The organism is Streptomyces sp. NPDC127038, assembly GCF_042725875.1.
Taxonomy (GTDB): domain Bacteria; phylum Actinomycetota; class Actinomycetes; order Streptomycetales; family Streptomycetaceae; genus Streptomyces.
This window is the reverse complement of record NZ_JBHXDQ010000004.1, coordinates 161124-186463: the sequence shown is the minus strand read 5'-3', so window position 1 is coordinate 186463 and position 25340 is coordinate 161124. Positions and strand designations below refer to the sequence as shown.

The 25340-nt window shown below is 73.3% G+C and carries 22 protein-coding genes; 11 read left to right on the top strand and 11 right to left on the bottom strand.

Going from position 1 to position 25340, the window contains the following annotated elements; translation table 11 throughout:
• Nucleotide 1: 1 nt before the first annotated feature.
• A complete protein-coding gene (locus ACFWI4_RS04890) occupies nt 2-886 on the bottom strand; it encodes a LysR family transcriptional regulator (protein WP_387191194.1) in 885 nt (294 codons plus the stop codon).
• Between the two features lie 120 nt (nt 887-1006).
• Here ACFWI4_RS04890 and ACFWI4_RS04885 point away from each other — a divergent pair, with 120 nt between their 5' ends.
• The 5 genes from ACFWI4_RS04885 (at nt 1007) to ACFWI4_RS04865 (ending at nt 6602) form a co-directional block, all read left to right on the top strand.
• Nucleotides 1007-1678 (top strand): succinate dehydrogenase, encoded by a 672-nt coding sequence (locus tag ACFWI4_RS04885; protein ID WP_387191192.1) that lies wholly within the window; start codon nt 1007-1009, stop codon nt 1676-1678.
• 1 nt (nt 1679) lies between these two features.
• Nucleotides 1680-3632 (top strand): fumarate reductase/succinate dehydrogenase flavoprotein subunit, encoded by a 1953-nt coding sequence (locus ACFWI4_RS04880; protein ID WP_387191048.1) that lies wholly within the window; start codon nt 1680-1682, stop codon nt 3630-3632.
• Nucleotides 3629-4378, top strand: coding sequence for a succinate dehydrogenase/fumarate reductase iron-sulfur subunit (locus ACFWI4_RS04875; protein WP_387191046.1), 750 nt, complete (start codon nt 3629-3631; stop codon nt 4376-4378). The genes ACFWI4_RS04880 and ACFWI4_RS04875 overlap by 4 nt, the downstream gene beginning before the upstream one ends.
• A gap of 263 nt (nt 4379-4641) precedes the next feature.
• Nucleotides 4642-5412, top strand: coding sequence for a GNAT family N-acetyltransferase (locus ACFWI4_RS04870; RefSeq protein WP_387191044.1), 771 nt, complete (start codon nt 4642-4644; stop codon nt 5410-5412).
• A gap of 425 nt (nt 5413-5837) precedes the next feature.
• A complete protein-coding gene (locus ACFWI4_RS04865) occupies nt 5838-6602 on the top strand; it encodes a lysophospholipid acyltransferase family protein (protein ID WP_387191042.1) in 765 nt (254 codons plus the stop codon).
• A 66-nt stretch (nt 6603-6668) separates the two neighbouring features.
• Here the strand turns inward: ACFWI4_RS04865 and ACFWI4_RS04860 are convergent, their stop codons facing one another.
• The 3 genes from ACFWI4_RS04860 to ACFWI4_RS04850 all read right to left on the bottom strand — a co-directional run bounded on the left by ACFWI4_RS04860 (nt 6669) and on the right by ACFWI4_RS04850 (nt 10596).
• The gene (locus ACFWI4_RS04860) at nt 6669-7391 is read right to left on the bottom strand and encodes a PH domain-containing protein (protein WP_387191040.1); all 723 of its coding nucleotides are present in this window, start codon (nt 7389-7391) and stop codon (nt 6669-6671) included.
• 120 nt (nt 7392-7511) lie between these two features.
• Entirely contained in the window at nt 7512-9875 is a 2364-nt protein-coding gene (locus ACFWI4_RS04855) for an ABC transporter (protein WP_387191038.1), read from the bottom strand.
• Nucleotides 9876-10095: 220 nt separating this feature from the next.
• Nucleotides 10096-10596, bottom strand: a complete 501-nt coding sequence (locus ACFWI4_RS04850) for a methylated-DNA--[protein]-cysteine S-methyltransferase (RefSeq protein WP_387191036.1) — start codon at nt 10594-10596, stop codon at nt 10096-10098.
• A 228-nt stretch (nt 10597-10824) separates the two neighbouring features.
• Between ACFWI4_RS04850 and ACFWI4_RS04845 the strand changes: the two genes are divergently transcribed.
• The 3 genes from ACFWI4_RS04845 to ACFWI4_RS04835 all read left to right on the top strand — a co-directional run bounded on the left by ACFWI4_RS04845 (nt 10825) and on the right by ACFWI4_RS04835 (nt 15485).
• Nucleotides 10825-11679, top strand: a complete 855-nt coding sequence (locus ACFWI4_RS04845; RefSeq protein ID WP_387191034.1) for a hypothetical protein — start codon at nt 10825-10827, stop codon at nt 11677-11679.
• 2 nt (nt 11680-11681) lie between these two features.
• A complete protein-coding gene (locus ACFWI4_RS04840; RefSeq protein ID WP_387191032.1) occupies nt 11682-12650 on the top strand; it encodes an aldo/keto reductase in 969 nt (322 codons plus the stop codon).
• Between the two features lie 477 nt (nt 12651-13127).
• Entirely contained in the window at nt 13128-15485 is a 2358-nt protein-coding gene (locus ACFWI4_RS04835) for a ricin-type beta-trefoil lectin domain protein (RefSeq protein WP_387191190.1), read from the top strand.
• Nucleotides 15486-15521: 36 nt separating this feature from the next.
• Here ACFWI4_RS04835 and ACFWI4_RS04830 read toward each other — a convergent pair whose 3' ends face one another.
• The 3 genes from ACFWI4_RS04830 to ACFWI4_RS04820 form a co-directional block, all read right to left on the bottom strand.
• Nucleotides 15522-16778, bottom strand: coding sequence for a hypothetical protein (locus tag ACFWI4_RS04830; protein WP_387191030.1), 1257 nt, complete (start codon nt 16776-16778; stop codon nt 15522-15524).
• Nucleotides 16779-17023: 245 nt separating this feature from the next.
• A complete protein-coding gene (locus tag ACFWI4_RS04825) occupies nt 17024-17785 on the bottom strand; it encodes a DUF4232 domain-containing protein (RefSeq protein WP_387191028.1) in 762 nt (253 codons plus the stop codon).
• 143 nt (nt 17786-17928) lie between these two features.
• Complete coding sequence (locus tag ACFWI4_RS04820; RefSeq protein ID WP_387191026.1) at nt 17929-19314, bottom strand: serine/threonine-protein kinase; 1386 nt, start codon at nt 19312-19314, stop codon at nt 17929-17931.
• Nucleotides 19315-19360: 46 nt separating this feature from the next.
• On the opposite strand from ACFWI4_RS04820, the gene ACFWI4_RS04815 reads away from it, so the two are divergent.
• On the top strand, nt 19361-19912 hold the full coding sequence (locus ACFWI4_RS04815; protein WP_387191024.1) for an RNA polymerase sigma factor: 552 nt from the start codon (nt 19361-19363) through the stop codon (nt 19910-19912).
• Between the two features lie 28 nt (nt 19913-19940).
• Here ACFWI4_RS04815 and ACFWI4_RS04810 read toward each other — a convergent pair whose 3' ends face one another.
• Nucleotides 19941-21281 carry a jacalin-like lectin gene (locus ACFWI4_RS04810; RefSeq protein ID WP_387191188.1) on the bottom strand — a complete coding sequence of 447 codons (1341 nt, stop codon included), beginning with the start codon at nt 21279-21281 and terminating at the stop codon, nt 19941-19943.
• A gap of 232 nt (nt 21282-21513) precedes the next feature.
• Here ACFWI4_RS04810 and ACFWI4_RS04805 point away from each other — a divergent pair, with 232 nt between their 5' ends.
• Nucleotides 21514-22005: a hypothetical protein gene (locus tag ACFWI4_RS04805; RefSeq protein ID WP_387191022.1), complete on the top strand. Its 492-nt coding sequence runs from the start codon at nt 21514-21516 to the stop codon at nt 22003-22005.
• Between the two features lie 42 nt (nt 22006-22047).
• On the opposite strand, the gene ACFWI4_RS04800 is transcribed toward ACFWI4_RS04805, so the two are convergent.
• A complete protein-coding gene (locus tag ACFWI4_RS04800; protein ID WP_103547697.1) occupies nt 22048-22263 on the bottom strand; it encodes a dodecin in 216 nt (71 codons plus the stop codon).
• A 311-nt stretch (nt 22264-22574) separates the two neighbouring features.
• Between ACFWI4_RS04800 and ACFWI4_RS04795 the strand changes: the two genes are divergently transcribed.
• Nucleotides 22575-23348 carry a cobalt-precorrin-6A reductase gene (locus ACFWI4_RS04795; protein ID WP_387191020.1) on the top strand — a complete coding sequence of 258 codons (774 nt, stop codon included), beginning with the start codon at nt 22575-22577 and terminating at the stop codon, nt 23346-23348.
• Between the two features lie 4 nt (nt 23349-23352).
• Here ACFWI4_RS04795 and ACFWI4_RS04790 read toward each other — a convergent pair whose 3' ends face one another.
• Both ACFWI4_RS04790 and ACFWI4_RS04785 read right to left on the bottom strand, forming a co-directional pair.
• Nucleotides 23353-24651: a lanthionine synthetase LanC family protein gene (locus ACFWI4_RS04790; protein ID WP_387191018.1), complete on the bottom strand. Its 1299-nt coding sequence runs from the start codon at nt 24649-24651 to the stop codon at nt 23353-23355.
• On the bottom strand, nt 24648-25289 hold the full coding sequence (locus tag ACFWI4_RS04785; RefSeq protein WP_387191016.1) for a precorrin-8X methylmutase: 642 nt from the start codon (nt 25287-25289) through the stop codon (nt 24648-24650). The genes ACFWI4_RS04790 and ACFWI4_RS04785 overlap by 4 nt, the downstream gene beginning before the upstream one ends.
• Between the last annotated feature and the right edge of the window lie 51 nt (nt 25290-25340).

The window sequence follows — 25340 nt, the reverse complement described above, 5'->3', positions numbered from 1 at the left end:
GTCAGCGCTCCAGCAGCATCCGCTGGAGCTCCCGGGCCGCGCGGGGCGGGTCCACGTCGCTGCGGTGAGCCAGCGCGATGGTCCGTTCGAGTCCCGGCCGGGCCAGCGGTGTCACCCGCAGGCCCGGACCGGACCGCGCGGCCACCATGCGCGGTACGACGGCCACCCCGAGGCCCGCCCGGACGAAGCCGAGCACCGCGTCCATCTCACCGCCCTCGACCGCGAAGTCGGGCTCGAAGCCCGCGGCGCGACAGGCGGCGACCGTCAGCTCACGCAGGTCGTAGCCGTGCCGGAACATCACCAGGCGTTCGCCCTCCAGATCCGCGATCCGCACCGCGCGCCGGCCGCCGCCCGGTGCCCGGGCGTCCGGTGACGACACCACCACCAGGTCCTCGCGCAGCAGCTCCACCGTGGTCAGCGCGGGGGACGGGGTGGGCAGGGGCAGGACGACGAGGGCGAGGTCCAGGGCGCCGCGCGCGAGTTCCCGTACGAGATCGTGCGAGCCGCCCTCCTCGATCAGCAGCCGGATCCCCGGATAGCGGTCGTGGAAGGCGCGCAGCACGTCCGGCAGCAGGCCGGTGCACAGGCTCGGGGTCGCGCCGAGCCGCACCCGGCCGCTGCGCAGCTGGGCCAGCTCCTGCACCTCGTGCCGGGCCGTGTCCGCGTCGGCGAGGATGCGGCGGGCCAGCGGCAGCAGCGCCTCGCCCGCGTCGGTGAGCGTGATGTTCCCGCGCGCCCGCAGGAACAGATCGGCCCCCAACTCCCGCTCCAGCGCCTTGATCTGCTGGGACAGCGAGGGCTGCGCGACATGCACCTGCTCGGCGGCCCGGGTGAAGTGCCGGGTCTCCGCGACGGCCACGAAGTACTGGAGCTGCTGGAGCTGCACCCTTCGACGATAGCTCATGTCTATGGAAACGAGCCGCTCCATGTCTTGGACTGATCGGTTCCCCGCGGCCTACCGTCTCCTCTCATGGCTCTGGCAACGCGGACGGACCGACGGCCGTCCATGGCGCGCACCGTGTGGGACAGCTCCGTCGGCAAGAAGACCGTGATGGCCGTCAGCGGCCTGATCATGCTGCTCTACCTGGTCGCCCACATGATCGGGAACTTGAAGATCTACTTCGGCGCGGGCGAGTTCAACCACTACGCCCACTGGCTCCGCACCGTCGGCGAACCCTTCATGCACTACGAGTGGACACTGTGGCTCGTCCGCGTGGTGCTGGTCGTCGCCGTGGTCGCCCACGCCGTGTCCGCCTACCAGCTCAGCCGCCGTGACGTGAAGGCCCGGCCCAGCAAGTACGTGCACAGGAAGCGGGGAGCGAGCTACGCCACCCGCACCATGCGCTGGGGCGGGATCATCCTCGGCCTGTTCATCGTCTGGCACCTCCTCGACCTGACCACCGGCACCGTGCACTCCGGCGGCTTCCAGGAGGGCCACCCGTACCAGAACGTCGTGGACACCTTCTCCACCTGGTACGGCGACGTCATCTACATCGTCGCGATGCTCGCGCTCGGCCTGCACATCCGGCACGGCTTCTGGAGCGCGGCCCAGACCCTCGGCGCCGGCAGCCGCACCCGCGACCGCGCCCTGAAGACCGTCGCCAACGTCCTCGCACTGCTGCTCACGGCCGGCTTCATCGCCGTGCCCGTGGGCGTCATGACCGGAGTGGTGAGCTGAAATGACCACCGAATACGCCCACTTCACGACCGGAGAACCGGTCGCCGACACCAAGGCACCCGCGGGCCCGGTCGAAGAGCGCTGGGACCGGCGCCGGTTCGAGGCCAAGCTGGTCAACCCCGCCAACCGCCGCAAGCACACCGTGATCGTCGTCGGCACCGGACTCGCGGGCGGCTCCGCGGGCGCGACCCTCGCCGAACAGGGCTACCACGTCGTCCAGTTCTGCTACCAGGACTCCCCGCGCCGCGCCCACTCGATCGCCGCACAGGGCGGCATCAACGCCGCGAAGAACTACCGCAACGACGGCGACTCCGTGCATCGCCTCTTCTACGACACCGTCAAGGGCGGCGACTTCAGGGCCCGCGAGTCCAACGTCCGCCGCCTGGCGCAGATCTCGGTCGAGATCATCGACCAGTGCGTCGCCCAGGGCGTCCCGTTCGCCCGCGAGTACGGCGGCCTGCTCGACACCCGGTCCTTCGGCGGCGTCCAGGTCTCCCGCACCTTCTACGCCCGCGGCCAGACCGGCCAGCAGCTCCTGCTCGGCGCCTACCAGGCACTGTCACGGCAGATCGCCGCCGGGAACGTCGAGATGCACCCGCGCACCGAGATGCTCGACCTGATCGTCGTCGACGGACGCGCCCGCGGCATCGTCGCCCGCGACCTGATCACGGGCCGGATCGACACCCACTTCGCCGACGCGGTCGTCCTCGCCAGCGGCGGCTACGGCAACGTCTTCTACCTGTCGACGAACGCCATGAACTCCAACGCCACCGCGATCTGGCGGGCCCACCGGCGCGGCGCGTACTTCGCCAACCCCTGCTTCACCCAGATCCACCCCACCTGCATCCCGCGTACCGGCGACCACCAGTCCAAGCTCACCCTGATGAGCGAGTCGCTGCGCAACGACGGCCGCATCTGGGTCCCGAAGGCACAGGGAGACACCCGGCCGCCGAACGAGATCCCCGAGGAGGAGCGCGACTACTACCTGGAGCGCATCTACCCCTCCTTCGGCAACCTCGTGCCCCGCGACATCGCCTCCCGCGCCGCCAAGAACGTCTGCGACGAGGGCAGCGGCGTGGGCCCCGGCGGCCAGGGCGTCTACCTCGACTTCGCCGACGCGATCCGGCGCATGGGCCGCGAGGCCGTCGAGGAGAAGTACGGCAACCTCTTCGACATGTACGCCCGGATCACCGCCGAGGACCCGTACACCGTGCCCATGCGGATCTACCCCGCCGTGCACTACACGATGGGCGGACTGTGGGTCGACTACGACCTCCAGACCACCGTCCCCGGCCTGTTCGCGATCGGCGAGGCCAACTTCTCCGACCACGGCGCCAACCGGCTCGGCGCCTCCGCCCTCATGCAGGGCCTCGCGGACGGCTACTTCGTCCTGCCGTCCACGATCAACGACTACCTCGCCCGCAACCCGAAGCAGCAGCCCGTCACCACCGAACACCCCGCCGTGCAGGAGGTGCTGGCCGAGACCGAGGACCGCGTCAACCTGCTCCTGTCCGTCGACGGCGACCGCACCCCCGACTCCTTCCACCGCGAACTCGGCGAACTCATGTGGGAGTTCTGCGCCATGGCCCGCACCGAGAGCGGACTGCGCAAGGCCCTGGAGCGCATCCCGCAGATCCGCGAGGAGTTCTGGCGGCGCATCAAGGTCCCCGGCACCGGCGAGGAGTTCAACCAGTCGCTGGAGAAGGCCAACCGGATCGTCGACTACCTCGAACTCGCCGAGCTGATGTGCCTCGACGCCCTGCACCGCGCCGAGTCCTGCGGCGGCCACTTCCGCGAGGAGTCCCAGACCCCCGACGGCGAGGCGGCACGCCGGGACGAGGAGTTCTCGTACGCGGCCGCCTGGGAGTTCACCGACACCGGCACCGCCCCCGTCCTGCACAAGGAAGACCTCGTCTTCGAGTACGTCCACCCCACCCAGCGGAGCTACGCATGAAGCTCACCCTGCGCGTCTGGCGGCAGAAGAACGCCGACGCCGACGGAGCGATGTCCACGTACCAGGTGGACGGCATCTCGGCCGACATGTCCTTCCTGGAGATGCTCGACACCCTCAACGAGGAACTCATCCTCGCCGGCGACGATCCCGTCGCCTTCGACCACGACTGCCGCGAGGGCATCTGCGGCGCGTGCAGCCTCGTCATCAACGGCGACGCGCACGGACCCGAGCGCACCACCACCTGCCAGCTCCACATGCGCTCCTTCCGCGACGGCGACACGATCGACATCGAGCCCTGGCGGGCCGCCGCCTTCCCCGTCGTCAAGGACCTCGTGGTCGACCGCTCCGCCTTCGACCGGATCATCCAGGCCGGCGGCTACATCACCGCCCCGACCGGCGCCGCCCCCGAGGCGCACGCCACCCCCGTCCCCAAGCCCGACGCCGACTTCGCCTTCGAGCACGCCGAGTGCATCGGCTGCGGCGCCTGCGTCGCGGCCTGCCCCAACGGCGCCGCGATGCTGTTCACCTCCGCCAAGATCAACCACCTGAACGTGCTGCCGCAGGGCGCCCCCGAACGCGAGACCCGGGTCCTCGACATGGTCGGGCAGATGGACGAGGAGGGCTTCGGCGGCTGCACCCTGGCGGGGGAGTGCGCGACCGCCTGCCCCAAGGGCATCCCGCTGGTCTCCATCACCAGCATGAACAAGGAATGGCTGCGCGCCACCCGCAGGGCGGGCAGGCGTTAGCCAGAAGTCGTTCGCCGTACGGTGCGGACGGGCGGGACCGGGTGTGGTGCTCTACCCCGGTCCCGTCTCGCTTTTCCGGGGCACCCCTGTCATTCAGCATCCCCACATCCGGCCTCCTGGCACTGGTCACGCACACGCCAACCTGCGTCGGAAGAACAGGAGCGCGCAGACCGTTCGGATCCGGCCTGCCTCCCCCGAGCTCCCGGCCCCCTGGAGCGAGGGGTACCCCCGTCGCCGAACCGGCCCGTGACCAGGAGAGTGCCATGACCGGCGTTTCCACCCTCGACAGCCCCGCCGAGCCCGTCGCCCCCACCCGCTACACCGTCACCCTGGCCCGCGACGAGGCCGACGTCCGGGCCGCGCAGCGACTGCGCCACGACGTCTTCGCCGGGGAGATGGGCGCCCTCCTCACCACCCCGGAACCCGGTCTCGACATCGACCCCTTCGACGCCTACTGCGACCACCTGCTGGTCCGTGACACGGAGAGCGGCCAGGTCGTCGGCACCTACCGGCTGCTGCCGCCCGAGCGCGCCGCCGTCGCCGGACGCCTCTACTCGGAGAGCGAGTTCGACCTCGGACCGCTGGCCCCCATACGCCCCGGACTGGTCGAGGTCGGCCGCTCCTGCGTCCACCCCGACCACCGCGACGGCGCCGTCATCGGCCTGATCTGGGCCGGGATCGCCCGCTACATGGTCGACGGCGGCCACGAATGGCTCGCCGGCTGCTGCTCCGTACCCCTCGCCGACGGCGGCACCCTCGCCGCGGGCACCTGGGACCGGGTGCGGGACAAGCACCTGGCCCCCGAGGAGTTCCGCGTCCGCCCGCTGCTGCCCTGGAGCCCCGAGGGCGTCGCCCGCCCCGCCCGCACCGAACTGCCCCCGCTGCTGCGCGGCTACCTCCGCCTCGGCGCCTGGGTGTGCGGCGAGCCCGCGCACGACACCGACTTCGGGGTCGCCGACCTGTACGTGCTGCTGTCGATGCGCCGGGTCAACCCGCGCTATCTGCGGCACTTCCTCTCGCTCGTCCCCGCCTGATGACCACGCCCCGCACCGGAGCGGTGCGCCCCGCCGCTCCCGGCCGCCCCCGGCCCCCCGGACGACCGGGACCGACGCCACCGGCCGACGCCGTCCCCTCCCCCCGGGGGCCGGTCGAGTCCGTCCCCTCGCCCGGTGGGCCGGTCGAGTCCGTCGCTTCACCCTGCGAGCCCGCCGGGCCCGTCTCTTCACCCGGCGGGCCGGTCGAGGCCGTTTGTTCGCCCCACGGCCCCGCCGGGGCCGTGCTCTCGCCCGGCGAGCCGGTCGACGCCGTTCCTTCGCCCCGCGGGCCCCTCGGCGGCTCCGTACGGACCCGGCGGCCCGCCGCCCCCGTACCGCCCCGGCGGTCCGGTGCCGGGCCGGTTCGGACGGACAGTGCCTGGCTGCCCACCGCACCCTGCTCGCCGCGCGGCTGCGTGGAGTCCGTGCGGCCCCGGACGGGCGTGCCCCGGGCCGTCCTGCGGCTGGCGGCGCTGCTGGCCGTGGTCCTCCTCGGGGTCGCGCTGCTCCCGCTCGCCGCGCGGCTGCGGGCCCGCCCCCGGCAGCGCTGGATCCGCCGCTGGTGCCTGGCCGTGGTGCACACGGCCGGGATCCGGACGAGGATCACCGGAGCAGTGCGGCCCACCGGCGGAGTCCTGATCGTGTCCAACCACATCTCGTGGCTGGACATCCCGCTGCTCGCCGCCGTCCGCCCCGCGCGGATGGTCGCCAAGGCCGAGGTGCGCGGCTGGCCCGTGATGGGCGCGCTGGCGGCCCGCGGCGGCACGCTGTTCATCGACCGCGACCGGCTGCGCGCCCTGCCCGGCACGGTGCGGGAGATCGCCGACACCCTGCGCGGCGGCTCGGCCGTCGCCGCGTTCCCCGAGGGCAGCACCTGGTGCGGCCGGGCCGGGGGCCGCTACCGCAGGGCCCTCTTCCAGGCCGCCCTGGACGCCGGAGTGCCGGTCCAGCCGGTGCGTATCCGGTACCGGTCCGAGGACGGCGGCACGAGCACCGCGCCCGCGTTCGTCGGCGAGGACTCGCTGCTCGCCTCGCTGTGGCGGGTGGTGTCGGCGCGCGGCCTGGTGGCCGAGGTGAGTCTGCGGCCCCCGCTCGCCGCGGGCGGCCACCCCGACCGCCGGGCGCTGGCGAAGGCGGCGCAGGGGTACGGGGGAGACCCGGGACCGCCGGCCGCCGGGCACCTCCGGTGACGCGTGCGGGGTACGGAGGAGACCCCGGCCCGCCGGCCGCCGCTGAGCCGCGCGCCCCGGCGTCCCTCAGCGGTCGCGCGTCTCCTTGCGGTAGGAGGCGGTCGCGGCCACCGCGAAGACCAGAGGAGGGCCGGCCACGACGACCACGAGCGGCCGCAGCACCGGCGCCAGCCATCCGGGCAGGTCCACGAAGAGAGGCAGCAGCATCAGCACGGTCAGCGGGATGAAGGCCAGCAGGGCGGTGGAGACCCCGCTGAGCAGCGCGCGCCGCAGGGTGTCGCGCCGGTCGATGCGGACGGCGGCCTCGGGGCTCGGCGCCCAGTCGTCGCCCCGGAGTTCCTCCCACGCCTCCAGCAGTGCCCCGACCTCGCGCCCGACGTTCACGTGCAGGTTGTCGAGGAAGGGCAGCAGCATCCTGCGGCCGTCCCGCCCGTAGGCGTACACCAGCACCTTCGGCGCGTGCTCCCTCCTGGCCGCGACCGGGTTCCCCTCGGCCCTGATGTCCTGGATGTCCTCCCAGGCGAGTCGCCGCTGCTTGAACACGCCGTGCACGTGGATGGCTTCGAGGTCCGCCGTGGTGGAGGAGCGCAGGGTGGTGTAGAAGATCCAGCCCATCAGCCCCGCCCACGCGACGAGGAAGGGGTACGTGAACGAGGTGGGCAGACCGTCGAGTTCGAGCAGGCCCTTGGCCAGGCCCAGGTTCGCGGTGACGAGCACCGTGAGGACCGTCACCATCCTCGACCGGCTCATCCGGTACTCGCGTGGCAGTCTCTCGAACCCCGTGCTCACCGACTCGCTCCCCCCGCCCCGGCCCTCGGCGCAGCACCATGCTGTCGCCCCGACTTCCTTGTGTCGAGGGGTATATGACGCTTGCCACACGGACCGGGGGCACGGTCCCGGCTACGGGCGCTAGCGACGGCCCGCGAGTGCCCGGGCGAGGTAGGGCGCCGTCCGGCCCGCCGCCCGGGCCACTTCCCCGGGCGGCCCGCAGGCCACGATCCGGCCGCCCTCGTCACCCCCGCCGGGCCCGAGGTCGATCACCCAGTCGGCGCCCGCCACCACCGTCATGTCGTGCTCCACGACCACGACGGTGTGGCCGGCGTCCACGAGGCCGTGCAACTGCCGCATCAGCACCTCGACATCGGCCGGATGCAGTCCCGTGGTCGGCTCGTCGAGGAGATAGAAGGTGTGCCCCCGCCGGACCCGCTGCAACTCGCTCGCCAGCTTGATGCGCTGGGCCTCGCCGCCCGACAGCTCCGTCGCGGGCTGCCCGAGCCGCAGATAGCCGAGACCCACGTCGAGCAGGGTGCCGAGACTGCGCGTGACGGCCGGGGTGTCCGCGTCGGCGAAGAACCGGGCCGCCGCCTCCACCGTGAGATCCAGGATCTCCGCGATGTTCCGTCCCCTGTACGTCACTTCGAGGGTCTCGGGGTTGTACCGAGCGCCGTCGCAGTCCGGGCACGGGGCGTACGTGCTGGGCAGGAACAGCAGCTCGACACTGACGAAGCCCTCGCCCTGGCAGGTCTCGCAGCGCCCTCCGGGCACGTTGAAGGAGAACCGTCCCACACCGTAACCGCGCGCCCCGGCCTCCTTCGTCGCCGCGAACACCTTGCGCACGACGTCGAACAGCCCGGTGTAGGTGGCCAGGTTGGACCGGGGCGTGCGGCCGATGGGCTTCTGGTCGACGCCGACCAGCCGTCCGACGCCCGCCAGTTCCCCCGTCACCTCGCCGATCAGCGTGGACTTCCCGGAACCCGAGACCCCGGTGACGGCGGTGAACACACCGAGCGGGAACTCGACGGTGACCCCGCGCAGATTGTGCCGGGTCACCGGGCCGACCGACACCTGCCCCCGGGGCCGGCGCACCGCGCGTTCCGGTGCGGGGGAGCGGTCGAAGAGGAAGCGTGCCGTCACGGACTCCCGTACGCCCTCCAACGCGGCGACCGGCCCGCTGTGCAGGACCCGCCCGCCGTGCTCCCCGGCCCCCGGGCCCACGTCCACCAGCCAGTCGGCACCGCGCACGACGTCGAAGTGGTGCTCCACCACGAACACCGAGTTGCCTGCCGCCTTCAGTCGCTCCAGCACGGTGAGCAGCGCCTCCGTGTCCGCCGGGTGCAGGCCCGCGGACGGCTCGTCGAGGACGTACACCACCCCGAACAGTCCGGAGCGCAACTGCGTGGCCAGCCGCAGCCGCTGGAGCTCGCCCGCCGACAGCGTGGGGGTGGCCCGGTCGAGGCTGAGGTAGCCGAGGCCGAGCTCCACGACGGGCGCGATACGGGAGGAGAGGTCCTCGGTCAGGACGCGGGCGCTCTCGGAGGTCTCGGGGCCACCGGTGAGGGACTTCACGAGCTCGATCAGCGGCAGCGCGGCCCACTGGGCGATGTCGCGCCCCGCGAACGTCACCGCCAGCGCCTCGGGCCGCAGTCTGCTGCCGCCGCACGCCGCACAGGGCGCGGCGACGAGGAAACGCTCGGCCTTGGCCCGCAGGGTGGCGCTCTTGGTGTCCGCGAACGTCTTCATGACATAGCGCCGGGCGCTCATGTACGTGCCCTGGTAAGGGCGTTGGATCCGGTCGGCCTCGCGCACCGGATGCACGGTGACCACCGGCTGCTCGTCCGTGAACAGGATCCACTCCCGCTCCTCGGCGGGCAGGTCGCGCCAGGGCCGGTCCACGTCGTGGCCGAGAGCGGCGAGGACGTCCCGCAGGTTCTTGCCCTGCCAGGCCCCCGGCCAGGCGGCGATCGCGCCCTCGCGGACCGACAGCGAGGGATCGGGGACCAGCAGCTCCTCGGTCGTCCGGTGCACCAGGCCCAGGCCGTGGCAGGCGGGGCACGCCCCGGCCGCCGTATTGGGGGAGAACGCGTCCGAGTCGAGCCGTTCGGCGCCCTCCGGATAGCGGCCCGCGCGCGAGAAGAGCATGCGCAGCGAGTTGGACAGATTGGTGACCGTGCCCACGGAGGACCGTGAGGTGGGCGCCGATCTGCGCTGCTGGAGGGAGACCGCGGGCGGCAGCCCGGTGATCTCCCCGACCTTCGGCGCCCCCACCTGGTGGATCAGCCGCCGGGCGTACGGGGCGACCGACTCGAAGTACCTCCGCTGCGCCTCCGCGTAGATCGTGCCGAAGGCCAGCGACGACTTCCCGGACCCCGACACACCGGTGAACACCACGAGGAGGTCCCGCGGGATGTCGACGTCCGCACCCCGCAGATTGTGCTCCCGCGCACCGCGGACGCGGACGTGGGAGTCGTGGGGGCGGCTGTCGGGGCTGGGCATCGGCGGGACTCCTGGGGGCGGCCGGCGCCGCGTGCCGGTGGGGCCGCGGCCCTGCCGTCGGCGGGGCGGGGGACAGCCCCCACGATTCCAGGCCGGGCCCGGTCCCGCCGCCCGGAGGAGCGGGGCGCGCCCGCGAGACCGGTCCGGCCGGGCGCGGGGGCGAGCGGCCGGACCGGCAGGCCGGGCGCGGGGGCGACGGGCGCGGACGGGCCCCGTGCCGTCATGACGGCACGTGTTCCAGGTCCAGGAGCTGTCGCTTGCGCTCCAGGCCCCCGGCGTAGCCGGTGAGCGCCCCGCTCGCGCCGATCACCCGGTGGCACGGGCGGACGATCAGCAGCGGGTTCGCCCCGATCGCCGTACCGACGGCACGGACCGCCGCCCTGGACGCGCCGATCCGCGCGGCGACCTCCCCGTAGCTGACGGTGGTGCCGTACGGGATGGTCTCCAGGGCCTTCCAGACACGCCGCTGGAAGTCGCTGCCGCTCCTCACGTACTCGATGTCGAAGTCGGTCAGCCGGCCGGCGAAGTACGAGCTCAGCTGGGCGGTGATCTCCCGGAAGGCGTCCGCGTCCTCGTGCCAGCCGTCCTGGACGACCGCGCCGCGCTTCTGGTCAGGCACGGACAGCGCCGCGAGCGCGGTGCCTCCCCTGGCCGTCGCGGACTCCTCACCCACCAGCAGCAGTCGGCCGAGCGGGCTGTCCATGGTCGTGTAGACCGTCATCGGTCCGGTCCTTTCCGAGTTCCTGCGGCGTGTTCACCCTCAACAGTGCGCCCCGCGCGGCCTTCCGTCCGGCGGGATTCGGACAGAGCGCTCGGGCGGGGTACGGCGACCGGGGTCCGGGACCCGTGCGCGCCCGCGGGAGCCGTGGCCCCCGTCCGCTGGGGTCGCGCCGGGGCCGGTGCGGGCACACGATCGAAGTCGACCACTCCGCACGGCCCAGGAGCCCCCATGGTCTGGATCCCGCAGATCCCCGACCTCGTCGAACGGCTAGGCGCCGCCGAGCTCGCCGACGCCCTGCGCGACCCGGCGACGGCCACCGTACCCGTCGCCCTCGACGACCCCGAGGCCGGCCGGATCAGCGGTGTCGGCGTGCTGGAGGCCTGGCTGGCCGTGCAGGACACCTGGCGGGCGGAACGGAAGGCGGAGATCGAGGAGGTCGCCACGACGTTCGGCGGGGGACGGGCCGTGGGCGAATGGGTGGTGCGCCTGGAGGGCGAGGACGGCGGACGGGTCGGGCTGCCCGTGGCGGCCGTCGTGGACCTCGCCTCCGCGCTGCCGGTGCGGATCCACCACTCCCGTCTGCCGTTGCTCGGCCGCCATGTGGTGCGCCGTCCCATGGTGCGGCCGGACCCGTCGGCCCATGCCGCCGACGTCGTGGGCGCCTATCTGGACGCTCTGGGGGCGGGGGACACGGCGGCCGCCGTCGCCGCCTTCGCCCCGGACGGGAGCCGTCGCGGACCGGTCTCCGACCTGGACCTGCGCACCGGGACCGGGGAGCTGACCGAGCTCCACGACGCCCTCTTCTCGATGGGCGGGGGCATCCCGCTCTCGCTGTGCAGCCTGACCGAGGACGGCACCCGCAGCGCGTTCGAGTACGTCCTCGACCGCTGGGGCGCCGCCGGGCTGCCGCCCCAGCCGGGCCTCGCGGTCTGCGCCCGGGGCGGCGATGGCCTGATCGCGTCGGCGCGGGTGTACGACGACGTGGAAGCGCCGGTGGAGCAGGGCTGGCGGGCCTCCGGGGCGGGCAGGGATGTGTCCTCGGATCTCCCCGCCCCACCCCACCGGCAGCGAGAGCAGGAGTGAGCATGCGGTATGTGAAGCTCGGTTCGACGGGTCTGGACGTCTCCCGGATCTGCCTGGGCTGCATGAGTTTCGGTCTGCCCGACCGGGGCGTCCACGCGTGGACCCTCGACGAGGAGGCCTCGCGCCCCCTGATCCGCCAGGCCCTGGAGTCCGGGATCACCTTCTTCGACACGGCCAACGTGTACTCGGACGGCACCAGCGAGGAGATCGTCGGGAGGGCGCTCGGAGCGTTCGCGCGCCGCGACGAGATCGTCATCGCCAGCAAGGTCAACGGCGCGATGCACGAGGGCCCCAACGGCCGCGGCCTGTCCCGCAAGGCGATCATGACGGAGATCGACAACAGCCTGCGCCGCCTCGGCACGGACTACATCGACCTCTACCAGATCCACCGGTTCGACCACCGCACCCCCGTCGAGGAGACGATGGAGGCGCTGCACGACGTGGTGAAGGCGGGCAAGGTCCGTTATCTCGGGGCGAGTTCGATGTACGCGTGGGAGTTCTCCAAGGCCCAGTACACGGCCGTGCTGCACGGCTGGACCCGGTTCGTGGCCATGCAGAACCACTACAACCTCCTCTACCGCGAGGAGGAGCGCGAGATGCTGCCGCTGTGCGCCGACCAGGGCGTCGGCGTCCTGCCGTGGAGCCCGCTCGCCCGCGGCAGGCTCACCCGCGACTGGGACACGTCCACCGAGCGCAGCCGCGGCGACGAGTTCGGCCGCAAGCTGTACCAGGAGGGCGACCGCGAGATCGTCGACGCGGTCGGGCGCATCGCCGCCGAGCGCGGGGTGCCGCGTGCCCGGGTGGCGCTCGCCTGGCTGCTGCGGCGCGACGGGGTGACCGCGCCCATCGTCGGCGCCACCAGGGCGGGACACATCGAGGACGCGGTGGCCGCGCTCGACCTGGAGCTCTCAGACAAGGAGACCGAGGAACTGGAAGGGCCGTACACGCCCCGCGCGATCAGCGGCCACTGACGCGCACGTCCGGCCCCGGCACCGGCGGGAATTACGTGCGGAATGGCGCTCGGATGAGCGCGTGAGAGCGCTCCCATTGTGGAGACTTCGGGACGGAAGGTCGGGCCGCCCCGTTTCCGAATTTCTTTAGGAGCGGCCCCGCTGACATTTGGTCAATATTCCCGGCGGTGCCGCATTAACCGAAAATCCGGGATCGCTTGTTCCGGCTCGTCGCCCTGTGCAAAGGTGGGCGTTGTCGGCGTGCAGACAATTGTGACCTCGTTCTGCATGCGTGCGGCGCGCCCGCCTCCCCTTGCCCGAAAAGGCCGCCAGGGGTGATCGTTCGCGACGTCACCCCGCATGGGCGGACCGCCCGGTTCTGACGGGCGGTCTCCATACCGCTTGGTATGGACTAATTGCCGCGCTGCCTTTGGAAGGAAAGCGGACGTGAATGACGGAACGCTGTCTCATTCGTCTGACCCCGACCGCTTGTTCGAGGTGTCGGATGAACGGCTCGCGGCCGAGCTGAAGAGGCAGGGAGGCGCGACCGCGAACTATCCCGTCGGAGAACTCCTGGACCGCCACTGGGAGGCGGTGTTCTCTTACGCGCGGCTGTGCACCGGCGGCGTACGCCCCGCCGGAATGCTCACCACCGCGTCATTCACGCGGATCTTCGGGGAATCGCTGCACCAGGGCGGCCCGAGTGCCGCCTGGCGCCCCCAGCTCCTCGTCACCGTCCGGCGCATAGCGGCCGAGTGGCTCAGGGACACGCGGCGCGATCTGCTCCGTCCCGAGCTGCTCGCCGGGGCCGTGCTGGAGGACGGCCGGGACCTGGCGCCCGCGCGGCTGCTGCCGCCGGAGGGCAGGCGGCTGATCTCGCGCGCGTTCCAGCGGCTGCCCGAACCCGTCCGCTGTCTGCTCTGGCACACCGAGGTCGAGGCCGAACGCCCCGAGGTCCCCGCCGCCCTGCTGGGGATCTTCCCCGAGGACGCGGTGACCGAGCTGGAGCGGGCCAGGGAACGGCTGCGCCAGGGCTGTCTGGAGATCCACCACGAGCTGGCCCCCAGCCAGGAGTGCCGCCGCTACCACCGCATGCTCGACGTCTCCTTCCGGCGCGGCGGCCTCGGCCTCGACCCCGATCTGCGCGCCCACATGGACGAGTGCGGCCACTGCCGCTACGCGGCCGACCAGTTGAGCGCGTTCAACGGCGAACTCGCCGTCCCGCTCGCCGAGGCGGTGCTCGGCTGGGGCGCCCACGCCTACGTGGCCTCCCGGCGGGCGCGGGCCGCGGCCGCCGAGGAGCCGGCCCGGCAGCCGGAGGGCGACGGGGCGGAGCGGGGCGTGGCCCACGCCGACGGACGGACGGACACGGGTGACGGCCCGGCCGCCTCGGCCGGGAGAGCCATGGGTGCGGGGGGTGGTCAGGCGTTCGCCACCGGCGTGAGGAGCGCGGGCGGCGGTCCGATGTTCGCCGGAGGCGTGACGGGTGCCGGGGGTGGTCCGGCGTTCGCCGGAGGCGTGTTGGGTGCCGAGGGCGGTCCGGCGTTCGCCGGGGGTGCGACCGGTGCCGGGGGTGGTTGGGCGTTCGCCGACGGTGTGGCGGGTGCCGGGGGCGGTCCGGCGTTCGGTGGAGACGTGACGGGTCCGGGGGGTGATCCCGCCTTCGACGACGGGGTCACGGGGGCCGGCCCGGCCGAAGGGACCGCCCGCATCGTCGAGTTCCTGCCAGGGACGGACGACGTACGCCCACCCGGCCTGTCCCCGCGCACCGCGCCGGACGATCCCCGGTACGCGGGCGCCCCGGCCACGGACTTCGACGCGACCGTACGCCGGCCCGTCGTCCCGTCCGAGGGGGAGGCGGGCCCCGCGGAGGAGGACGCCCCGGCCCGCCGCCGGGGCGCGGCCCGCCCCGGCGCCGGAACGCGTGCCTCCCGCAGGGCCGCCGGGCGCAAGGCGTCCCGGCGCGCTCCGGGACGCCGCAACGTGGCCGCCGCCGTGCTCACCCTCGGCGCGCTGATCACGGTCCCGCTGGTGCTGTGGACGTCGGACGGCGGCTCGCACGACCCGCACGGCACGACCGACGGCGGCCACGCCACCGCCGGGCCGAGCCGCGGCACGAACCCCTCCTGGGCCAGCGCCGGCGAGAAGAAGGACGGCACCGTACGCGGCCGGCTGCGCAACGCCGCGACCGGGCTGTGCGTCGGCTTCGCCGGAACGGCGCCCGCGAGCGGTGCAGAGGCCCGGCTCGTCCCCTGCTCCTCGGACTCGGCGACCCAGTGGTCGTACGCGGCCGACGGGCTGCTGCGCGCGGCGGACCACCCGAGCCTGTGTCTCGACTCGCACCTGGGCTACTCCGTCCAACTGGCCGGCTGTACGGGCCCGTCGCAGCCGGCCACCAGGAACGTCCGCTACGACTTCACCCTCCAGGGCATGCTCGTGCCGCGCTGGAACCAGGACCTGGCGCTGTCCCCCGCCTCGTCCACGGGGGAGTCGGCGCTCGTCCTCAAGCTCCGCGACGACGAGCCGGTCCAGCACTGGACCCTCGACACCTCCTCTCCCTCGCTCCAACTGGAGGTCGTCAACTGGGACTCCACCACCGGTGACGCCAAGGGCCGCTCCACCACGGCGCCTTCGACGGCACCCCCGTCGCCCGCCGCCCCGCGGACACCCACCGCGTCTCCCGGCCCCGCCACCCCGTCCGCGCAGCCGTCCGACGGCCTCTGCGCCTCGGCGCCCTCCTTCTGTTCCGGTGACGGGGCCGACAGTTGGACCAGGGACGGCCGTTACGGCACGGGCTCCGCGTCCGGCGGCTACGGATCGTTCGGCGGCGGAGGAGGTCAGGGCGGCCGCCGGTGACGTCACGGTCTCGGGCGGCCCCCTGACCCCGGGCCGTCAGGAGGCCGCGCTGCCGGAGGACGACGGGGCGGAACCCGCCGTGCCCGCCGCGCCCAGGAACTCGGCCCAGCCGCCGAGCGGCGACTGCCCCGGCGTGAGGGTGCGCAACTTCCGCAGGACCGCGGGGTCCTGGACCTCCAGCCACTGCACGAGCTGGCGGAACGAGACCATCCTGACCTCCTCGTGGCCCGCCATCCGCGAGAGGGCCTCCTCGACGGCGTCCATGTAGATGCCGCCGTTCCAGCGCTCGAAGTGGTTGCCGATGAAGAACGGGGCCCGGTTGCTCTCGTAGGCGCGCCGGAATCCCGCGAGGTAGCTGTCACGGGCCTGCGCCCGCCAGGTGTCGTACTGCGCGCGGTCGCCGAGCGGGTTGGCGTGCGACTGGTTGGCCATCAGGTTGTAGTCCATCGACAGGACCTGGAAGGAGTGGCCGGGGAAGGGGATGGACTGGAGCGGGAAGTCCCAGAGCTTGCCGCCCTGCACCTTGGACGGCCACATCTGGAGTCCGCCGGGCGAGCTCGCGTCGTACTTCCAGCCCAGGGCGGCGGCCGTCGGCAGCAGATTCGACTGCCCCTCCAGACAGGGGGTGCGGCCGCCGGTCAGCTCCTTGTCGTAGTCGAACGGCAGCGGCTCCAGGTCGGTGAACCCGGTGTTGGTCCGCCACTCCTTCACGAAGGACTTGGCCTGCTCTATCTCGCTGCGCCACTCGGCGGGCGACCAGCGGCGGACCCCTTCCGGGCCGCAGAAGTGACCGTTGAAGTGGGTGCCGATCTCGTGGCCCTCCAGCCAGGCCGCGCGTATCTGCTGGAGCGTGGCGTGGATGTGCCGGTCGGCGAGGTAGCCGATGGCGGAGGCGCCGACGGCGTGCTGCGGCGGGTGGTACAGGTTCTTCTTCGACTCCGGCAGGGCGTAGATGCCGCTGAGGAAGAACGTCATCGACGCCCCGTGGTCGGCGGCGACCTTGCGGAAACGGGAGAACAGCTTGTTGCTCAGTTCGCCCGCGCCGTCCCAGGAGAAGACGACGAACTGCGGCGGCCGTTCCCCCGGCTTCAGCCGCTCCGCCTTCGGCTGCTTCGGCTGGACGCCGGTGTCCGCCGTGGAACCGTCACCGATCGGCCTGGCCTTCGGGGGCTTCGCCGGGGCGCCGCCACCGCTTCCCACGGACCAGTCACGCGCCGAGCAGGCCGACAGGGCCCCCAACGCGCCCGCCGACGCCGTCGCGGCCAGCAGCCGCCTGCGTGAGACACCGCTCATGATTCATCCCCCGATTGCTCTGGGTGCCGGCCCGGGGTCAGGGGGCCGGCACCGCCGTCCGTGCGACGCCCCGCTCGCGGGGTGCGTCAAACGGTGGGATGCGCGGAATCGTGGAAAGGGTCGCGCGAAACGGGATGCTTTGCGGTTCTTTGACAAACCCACCACCCGCGGGGCGGGTGGTGGGCGGGAGAACACCCCGGCAGTCGCGGACCGCCGGGTGCCCGGGTGCCGTCACGGGCGTCCGGTCAGGGGGCGGTTCCGGGGCTGAGGACGGTCAGGCGGACCGAGGAGGCGTTGCCGGACACCGGCACCTCGCCCTGGGTCCAGGTCACCTTGAGCGGGTCCAGCTCGTCGGGCGGGGTGACGATCAGGGAGGCCGGGGTCGCCGTGTTCGCCCCGCTGATCGACGGGTTGGAGAAGGTCAGGCCCGACCAGGCGCTGTGCCCGGGCGCGAGCACGATCGTCGTCGGCGTGCCGGGGGACCGCTGGGGGTCGGGTCCGAGCTGCTTGCCCGAGGCGTCGACGAAGGCCGCGCCGGGGTAGCCGCGCACGGTGCAGGTGTGCCCGGACCTGTTGGTCAGGACGAGCGGGAAGTTCTCCTGTCCGGCGCCCGGGTCGTTGCGGCCGACGGAGGCGCGCAGCTCCGAGGTGTGACAGCGCGTGGTGCGGCCGGCACCCGCCGAGCCGGCCGCCGCCGGGGCCGAGGCGGTGCCGCTTCCCGTACCGGTGCCCGGCTTCTTCGCCGGGGTGCTCGTCCCCGGGCTGGCGGCCCCGGTGGAACCGCCCTTCGTGCCCGTGCCCGTGCCCGTGTCGCCGGACGCCGGTCCGGCCGTGCCGGGAACGGTCTTCGGAGAGCTCTGCGCGGAGCCGTCGTTGCAGGCGGTCAGCAGGCTCAGCAGGGCGACTCCCGCGAGCAGCGCGGCCCGCCGGGCGGCGGGTGAGGGACGGTGCGCGGACACCGTGCCGGGCCGGTCCGTGTCCGCCACCGTGCGCGGGAAGGTCGACATGTCACCACTCCTTGCCATTCTCCGTACGAGCGAGTCGCACATGCGCGGGGTGCGTCGCCCCCCGTCACTACTCTTGGATGCGCCCGGGGACCGAAAAGTTCTCGGGATCTCGTACGGGTTCCGCCGGGACCGCCCGTCCAGGATCAGGCCTTGAGGCGTACGGAGCCGATGACCGCCTCGGCCGTGTCGCCGGAGCCGCCCTCCTGGCGGATCTGCACGTACACCTGGGGCTCCCCGCCGCCTCCGGCCGAGGTCAGCGCGGCCTCGGTGAGGCGGCCCTCCTGGCCGGGACAGCCGTCCCAGGTCCGTATCAGCCCGTGCCAGCGGGCCCCGGAGTAGGAGCGGCTTCCGGCGTAGTGGCATCCCCGGTGCGTGATGGCGCGGACCTCGCCGGTCACGTCCCCGTGCTCGCTGAGACCGACGAAGGCTCCGTCGACGCCGGTGCGCAGGTCCGGCCAGCTCGCCAGGCGGTTCGCGACGACGAGGCCGGGTTCCGTGCCGTTCCCGAGTCCCAGCGACCTCGGATTCCATCCAGAGGCGCGCAACTGCCCGCCCCAGGAGGCCGGTACGTCCACCGTGATCCGGCCCGTGCCGTCCTCGACCGGGATCGTTCCGGTGGCGGGCCCGTTGGTCAGCAGTACGGCGGTGACACCGGCGGCGCAGGCCACGGCGACGCCCGTCAGCGCGAGGAACGCCGTGCGCCGGTTCCGCCGGGGCGCGGGGACACCCGTGCCCGACGCCTCCTCGGCCAGCCGCTCCAGTTCCGAGGCGAAGGCGGCCGCGCTCGGCCAGCGCCGCTCCCGGTCGGGCTCCATCGCCCGCAGCAGAGCCCGCCCCACGTCCGGCCCGACGTCGCCACGGAGCCGGTCGGGGCGTTCGACCTGGCCGGGCGGGCCCGGGACCGAACCCGTGACGAGGTGGTGGCCGAGGGCGCCCAGGCTGTACACGTCGGCGCGGGCGTCGATCCCCGAGCCGGGACGGGCCGTCTCGGGCGGGGTGTAGCCGGCCGAGCCCGCCGCGATGGTGAGTCCGGAGGCCTGGGCCAGGCTCTTGGCGAGCCCGAGGTCGGCCAGCAGCACCCGGTCCGCTCCGTCGGGCGTGGTGCGCAGCAGTACGTTGGACGGCTTGATGTCGCGGTGCACGATCCCGGCGGTGTGCAGCGCCTCGGCGCCCCGCGCGGCCAGCGCCGTGAGTCGCAGCGCCTCGGCGACGGGCAGGGGTCCGGCCTCGATCCGGTCGGCGAGGGTGCCCCCGTCGGCGTACTCCATGACGAAGTAGGGCCTGCCGTCTGGGAGTTCACCGATGTCGTAGACCTGGACGACCCGGCCGGAGTCGGCCTTGCGCAGCAGCCGGGCCTCGGAGAGGAACCGTTCCCGGACGTCCAGGCGGTCGACCCAGTTCTCGGTGAGGACCTTGACGGCGACGGGGGCGTCGAGTACGTCGTCGTGGGCGAGCCAGACCACGCCGAACCCACCGGCGCCCAGGCGCCGTTCGAGGCGGTAGCGGCCGATCCGCTCCAGGGAGTGCATACGACTATCATGCCTGGCCTCTGATCGGCATCGAGGGGAGCACCGGGTGGGGGACGCGGGAAGGACCGAGGAGCTCGCGCTGCGGGCGGCGGCCGGCGACGGGGAGGCTCTCGACGTCCTGCTCCGGCAGGTCAGGCCCGAGGTCGTCCGGCGGTGCGGGCGCTTTCTGCCCTGCCGGGAGGACGCGGAGGAGGCGGCCCAGGACGTGCTGCTCCAAGTCGCCCGGAGGATCACGGCGTTCGAGGGACGCAGCCGGTTCAGCACCTGGTTGTACACGGTGGTCGCCAACTGCGCCCGGCAGAAGTACCGCGAGCTCAAGCGCCGTGCCGCGGAGCGGCCGGAGGTCATCGACGCGGCGCAGCACGTCGATCCCCGGACGACGAGTGTCATCGCCGGTTCCCGGATCGACCTGCTGGAGGCCCTGGAGCGGCTGGAGCGGGAACACCCCCATCTGGTCGAGCCGTTGGTCTACCGCGACATCTGCCAGCTGGAGTACGCGGAGGTCGCGGAACGCGTGGGCATTCCGCTCGGCACGCTCAAGTCCCGTCTGCACGAGGCGCGCAGAAGGGTCAGGCCCTGGCTGTCGGAGGCCTCCTGAGCGGCTGCCGAGCGGAACCGCCGTCCGGTCAGCGCCGGGTGTAGACGAAGCCGATCTTGTCGACCTCGTCGCCCGCGCGGCCGTGGAAGCCCGCGATCTGCCATCCGTCCGGCGCGGCCCGGGTCACGCAGTCCGAGGTCGTCGTCCCTCCGGCCAGGGTGCGGCCGAGGTTCGTGGTGAACTTCGCGGAGAAGATGCGGGTGTGACCGTCCTTCACGCCCTCGCAGAGCTGCGCGGACGTGAGGTACTCGCCGCTCCCGAGCGTCAGCGAGGAGGCCGTGCCGCCGGTGCCGCCGTGCGTGAGCGTGGTGCCGTCGCTCAGCGTCAGCCCCATCCGGTCGACCCGTGCGCCGCTGCCGAGGGACACGACGGACGCGCGGGCGCCGGCCGGCACCCGGGCGATGTCGTCGAAGTAGTCGCCGTGCGGGCCGCCGAACTGGTCGCTGAGCCGGAAGTCGCTGCTGCGCGACCAGGTGAACGAGGCGGTGATCGGGTCGTGGTCGGAGAGCATCAGGCCGTCGGAGGTCAGGAACCGCGTGTGCTCGTCGTGGTAGCTGGTGGCGTCCAGCGCGAGGAGTTTGCTGCCCCGGTAGAGGATCTTGTCCACGACCTCGCAGGTGTCGGGCACGGTGGTGCCGCTCTGGTCGCAGACGAGGGCGTCGCTGCCCTTGGCCGGCGCGCTGCCGCCGCGGACGAGCCGGACCCAGGCGTCCGTCAGCCCGTTGGCCGCGGCGAACTCCGCGATGGTGTCGCCGCTGCGGGTGTAGCGGGTGTTGGTGTCGCCCATGACGACGACGGCGTTGCCCGCGGAGTGGGTGGCGATGAACGCGGTGAGCTGGCTGAGGTTGTCGGCGCGGGAGGCGAGATCGCCGTCGTTGGTGCCCGCGTTGGTGTGCAGGTTGTAGAAGTCGACGTAGACGCCTTCGGCGAGGCGCTCGCGCATGAAGGTGAAGCCCTTGGGCGTGAGGCAGTCGCCGGAGTCGACCTGGCAGGAGTTCCAGCCGACCCGCTCGAAGTCGTCGGTGTCGTAAGGGATCTTCGAGAGGGTGTTGAGGCCGCTGCCGATGCCCGCGCCTCCGCTGGTGGGGGTGCGGTAGGCGTGCGCGGTGTCGGCCGCGTACAGGGCCGCGTGGTAGTTGAAGTCCTCCTCGACATGCACGATGTCGTAGGGGGCGACGAGTCCGCCGATCGCCGTGGTCGCGGACTGGCGGGGGGTCGGCGCGCTGGAGATGCCCTCGGGCAGTCCGGCGACGTTGTAGGTGAGGACGCTGAAGGTGCCGGAGTCGGCGGCCGCGGCGGGGGGAGCGGCCGCGGTGAGTCCGCCGAGCGCGGCGGCCGTGGCGGCCGCACCGGCGAGAAGTCTGCGCAGAGGGGACATCGGGGGTGTCTCCTGGGGGCGTGGGGACGTCAGGAACCGGCTGATCTGTTCGGTATGCCGAATGCCGTACGGAATGCTGTGCGGGACGTTACGGTAGGGGCTTGCCGTTGATGTGAACAGGGCCTGAAGAGACGGAAGTTGAGCGTCTCCACGCCTCTTCGTGTTCCCGGGGCGGAGTGCGGCGGACCGCCCGTTGTCGGTGCCGCTGTCTAGGCTGGCCCGTGTGAAGGAACGGAACCGCAGACCCCTGGCCCTGTTCGATCTGGACGGCACCCTCGCGGACACCGCGCACCGGCAGCGGTTCCTGGAGCGTGCGCCGCGGGACTGGGACGCCTTCTTCGCGGCGGCGCCCCACGATCCGCCGCTCGCGGAGGGGGTCGAGCTGGCGCTGAGCAGCGCGCGGGAGTGCGAGGTGGCCTATCTGACCGGCCGTCCCGAGCGATGCAGGCGGGCGACCGTGGACTGGCTGGCCGTGCACGGGCTGCCCCGTGGACGTATCTGGATGCGGCGCGACGACGACCGCAGGCCCGCCCGCCGCACCAAGCTTGAGGTCCTTCGCCGGCTGGCCCGCGACCGGGAGATCCGCGTGCTCGTCGACGACGACGAACTCGTCTGCGAGGAGGCGGAGCGGGCCGGCTTCACGGTCGTACGGGCGCGGTGGGCCGCCGCGTCGGCGGCACTGAAGGACGCGCAGGAGCGGGAGGGGCGGACCTGAGGAGGTGTCCGGCGGCCGGTGGACCCGGCGGCGCGGGTCGGGTCAGTCGGCGTCCTCCAGCCGGAAACCGAGCTTCAGACCGACCTGGTAGTGCTCGATCCGCCCGTTCTCGATCTGGCCCCTGACCTGCGTGACCTCGAACCAGTCGAGGTTGCGCAGGGTCTGCGAGGCCCGGGTGACGCCGTTGCGGATGGCCTGGTCGACGCCTTCGTGGGAGGTTCCGACGATCTCGGTGACCCGGTAGGTGTGCTCGGACATACGGCTGCTCCTCTCCGCCGTGGCGGAAGTGCCAGGCGTGGTTCCACGGTGCCCCACCGGGTGGCGCTCCGCGAGACGGCGGGGTGCCGCGGGTGAAGCGGGGCCCCGGTGCGGACGGACCCCCGACCGGACCCCCGACCGGAATCCGAGCGGACCCCCGAGCCCGGCCGCGAGCGCGGGCCTGCGGGCGGGGCGCGGGTGTGGGCCACCGGGCCGGTCGTGGCCGCCGGTGTGCTTGAGTGGGCGGCGACGGGGGCGGTCCGGCCGGCCGTGCCCCGTACTCCTCGCTCCGCGGAAGGGAACCGGACGGCGTGCACGTACTGATCCTGGGTGGTACGACCGAGGCCCGCGTCCTCGCCGAGAGCCTGGCGGGGCCCGCGTACCCCGGCCTGAGGGTGACGAGCTCGCTCGCCGGACGGGTGGGAGCGCCCCGGCTGCCGCCCGGCGAGGTGCGCGTCGGCGGCTTCGGCGGCCCGGAGGGACTGGCACTCTGGCTGCGCGACCACACGGTCGACGTGCTCGTCGACGCCACGCACCCTTTCGCCGGAACCATGACCTCCAACGCGGCCTCGGCGGCGGCCGCCACCGGCGTCCCCCTGCTCGCGCTGCGGCGCCCCGGCTGGACCCCGGTCGCGGGGGACCTCTGGCACGAGACCGGGTCCCTGGAGGAGGCCGCGGGCCTTTTGCCCTCACTGGGCCGCCGCGTGTTCCTCACCACGGGCCGGCTGGGCCTGGCCGCCTTCGCGGATCTGGACGACCTGTGGTTCCTCGTACGCTCCGTGGACGCGCCCGGGGCACCGGCCCCGGCCCGTATGGAGGTGCTGCTCGACCGCGGCCCCTTCACGCTGGACGGGGAACGGGAACTGCTCCGGCGTCACGCCGTCGACGTCGTCGTCACGAAGGACAGCGGGGGCCGGGCCACCGCGCCGAAACTGACCGCGGCCCGTGAGGCCGGTCTGCCGGTGATCGTGGTCCGCAGACCGCGGGTGCCCGCCGGAGTCCCCGTCGTGCCCGATCCCGCGGCGGCGGTCGACTGGCTCACCGAGCGGCTCCGGCCGCTCCCGCGGCCGGACGCACGCACCTGATCCGTCACGCCCCGGCGTCCGCGCCACGGCCGTCGGCCGAGGCCGGGGCGGCCACCGGAGGCTGGTCCGGCCAGGCGAACGCGTACCGCGGATCACCGCCGCGGCTCAGCCGTACGAAGCGCAGGAGTTCCCGGACGATGCCCGCGTTGCCCATCGCCCAGCCGGTGCGCGGTTCGAGGTCGCTCGGGGTCGCCCTGTGCTCGGAGTTGGACCAGCGGGCGCCGTCGCCGTCCCGGATCGCGCGGGCGGCGAGGTCCGCGACGAGGACCTCCGCGAAGCCGTACGGATCCCGCCGCTCGGCGATGCGGTCGCAGGCCAGGGCGAGGACGCCCGCGGTGCCGCAGCAGCGGCCGTTGTTGTCCCAGAAGCCCGGGCGCAGCCGCCGGGGCAGCCCGGACCGGGTGACGCTGTGCCAGCACCGGTCGGCGAGGGCGGGCCAGACGGGGTCCCCGGTGAGGTCCCGCAGCAGCCGGAAGACCTGGGCGTCACCGGCCGGGCCGTGACACCAGCCGTAGCTGAACGGCTCGACCACGTCAGGGCGGTGCTGGGGCGTGGAGTGCCGCACCAGGAAGCCCTCAGGACCCGCCTCGTCACGCGCCACGACGTCGGCGGCACCGGCCAGCGCCAGGCCGACCAGGTCCGTGCGGCCGGTGGCCGCGCCGACCCGGGCGAGCCCCACGACGATCCCGAGCGTGCCGTGCGAGATGTGGTGCAGCCGGGGGACGACACCCGGGCGGTGGGCCCAGTGGACGCCCGACGCGGTCTCCTCCGCCGTCCGCAGATACGGTTCCACGGCGAGGACGGCGAGTTCGGTGTCGCCGGCCAGGAGCGCTCCGAGGCCGATCCCCGCGTTGCCGCCCATCAGTTCGTACAGTTCGCCCCAGCGGGCGCCGTCGAAGCGCGACCGTACGCGGTCGAGCGCGCGGTCGGCGGCGGACCCGGCGGCCGTGTCACCGAGTTCACGTTCGAGGGTCCGCAGGACGAGGGCGATTCCGGTGCGGCCGAAGTAGAGGGAGTCGTCGTCGACGGAGTCGGCGGAGTCCGCGAGAGCGCGGCCGGCCCGCAGGGCGGCGTCGGCGTAGGAGTCGTCGCCGAAGTGCCGCCACGCCTCCAGGAGTACGGGCACGTTCCCGGCCGTACCGCTGTACAGACTCGGGTCCGGGCCGCCGTCCGACGGTCCTGCCGTCCAGGCGAGGCCACCGGTGGGGGTCTCCCGGGCCGCCGCGGTCAGCCACCGCAGCCCGTCCACCGCGAGTTCCTCGACGTCGCCGACCGCCACGGCAGGGATCTGAGGGGACGTCACTCCTCCTCGCTCGCCATGGCGTTGACCGCGGCCGCCGCGATCGCACTGCCGCCGCGACGGCCCCGTACGACCAAGTGGTCGAGGCCGAAGGGGTGTTCGGCCAGGGCCTGCTTCGACTCGGCGGCGCCGACGAAGCCGACGGGGACGCCGATGACCGCGGCGGGGCGCGGCGCGCCCTCCTCGATCAGCTCAAGCAGCCGGAAGAGCGCGGTGGGCGCGTTGCCGACGGCCACGACGGCCCCGTCCAGATGCTCGCGCCACAGTTCCAGGGCGGCGGCGCTGCGCGTGGTGCCGAGCTCCGCCGCCAGGTCCGGCACCGAGGGGTCGGAGAGCGTGCAGATCACCGCGTTGCCGACGGGCAGCCGCCTGCGGGTGATCCCGCTCGCGACCATGGAGACGTCGCAGAGGACCGGCGCGCCCGCGCGCAGCGCCTCGCGGGCGCGGGTCACGACGTGGGGCGTGTACGCGAGGTCGCCGACGAGGTCCACCATGCCGCAGGCGTGGATCATCCGTACCGCCACCTGGCTCACATCGGCGGGCAGGCCCGCGAGGTCGGCTTCGGCGCGGATGGTGGCAAAGGACTCGCGGTAGATGGCCGCGCCGTCCTTCTCGTAGTCGAACACTGTCTTCTCGCTCATCCGTCGGCGTTCCGGTTCGGGCGCGTGCCCACGCCGGGGACGCGCCGGAGG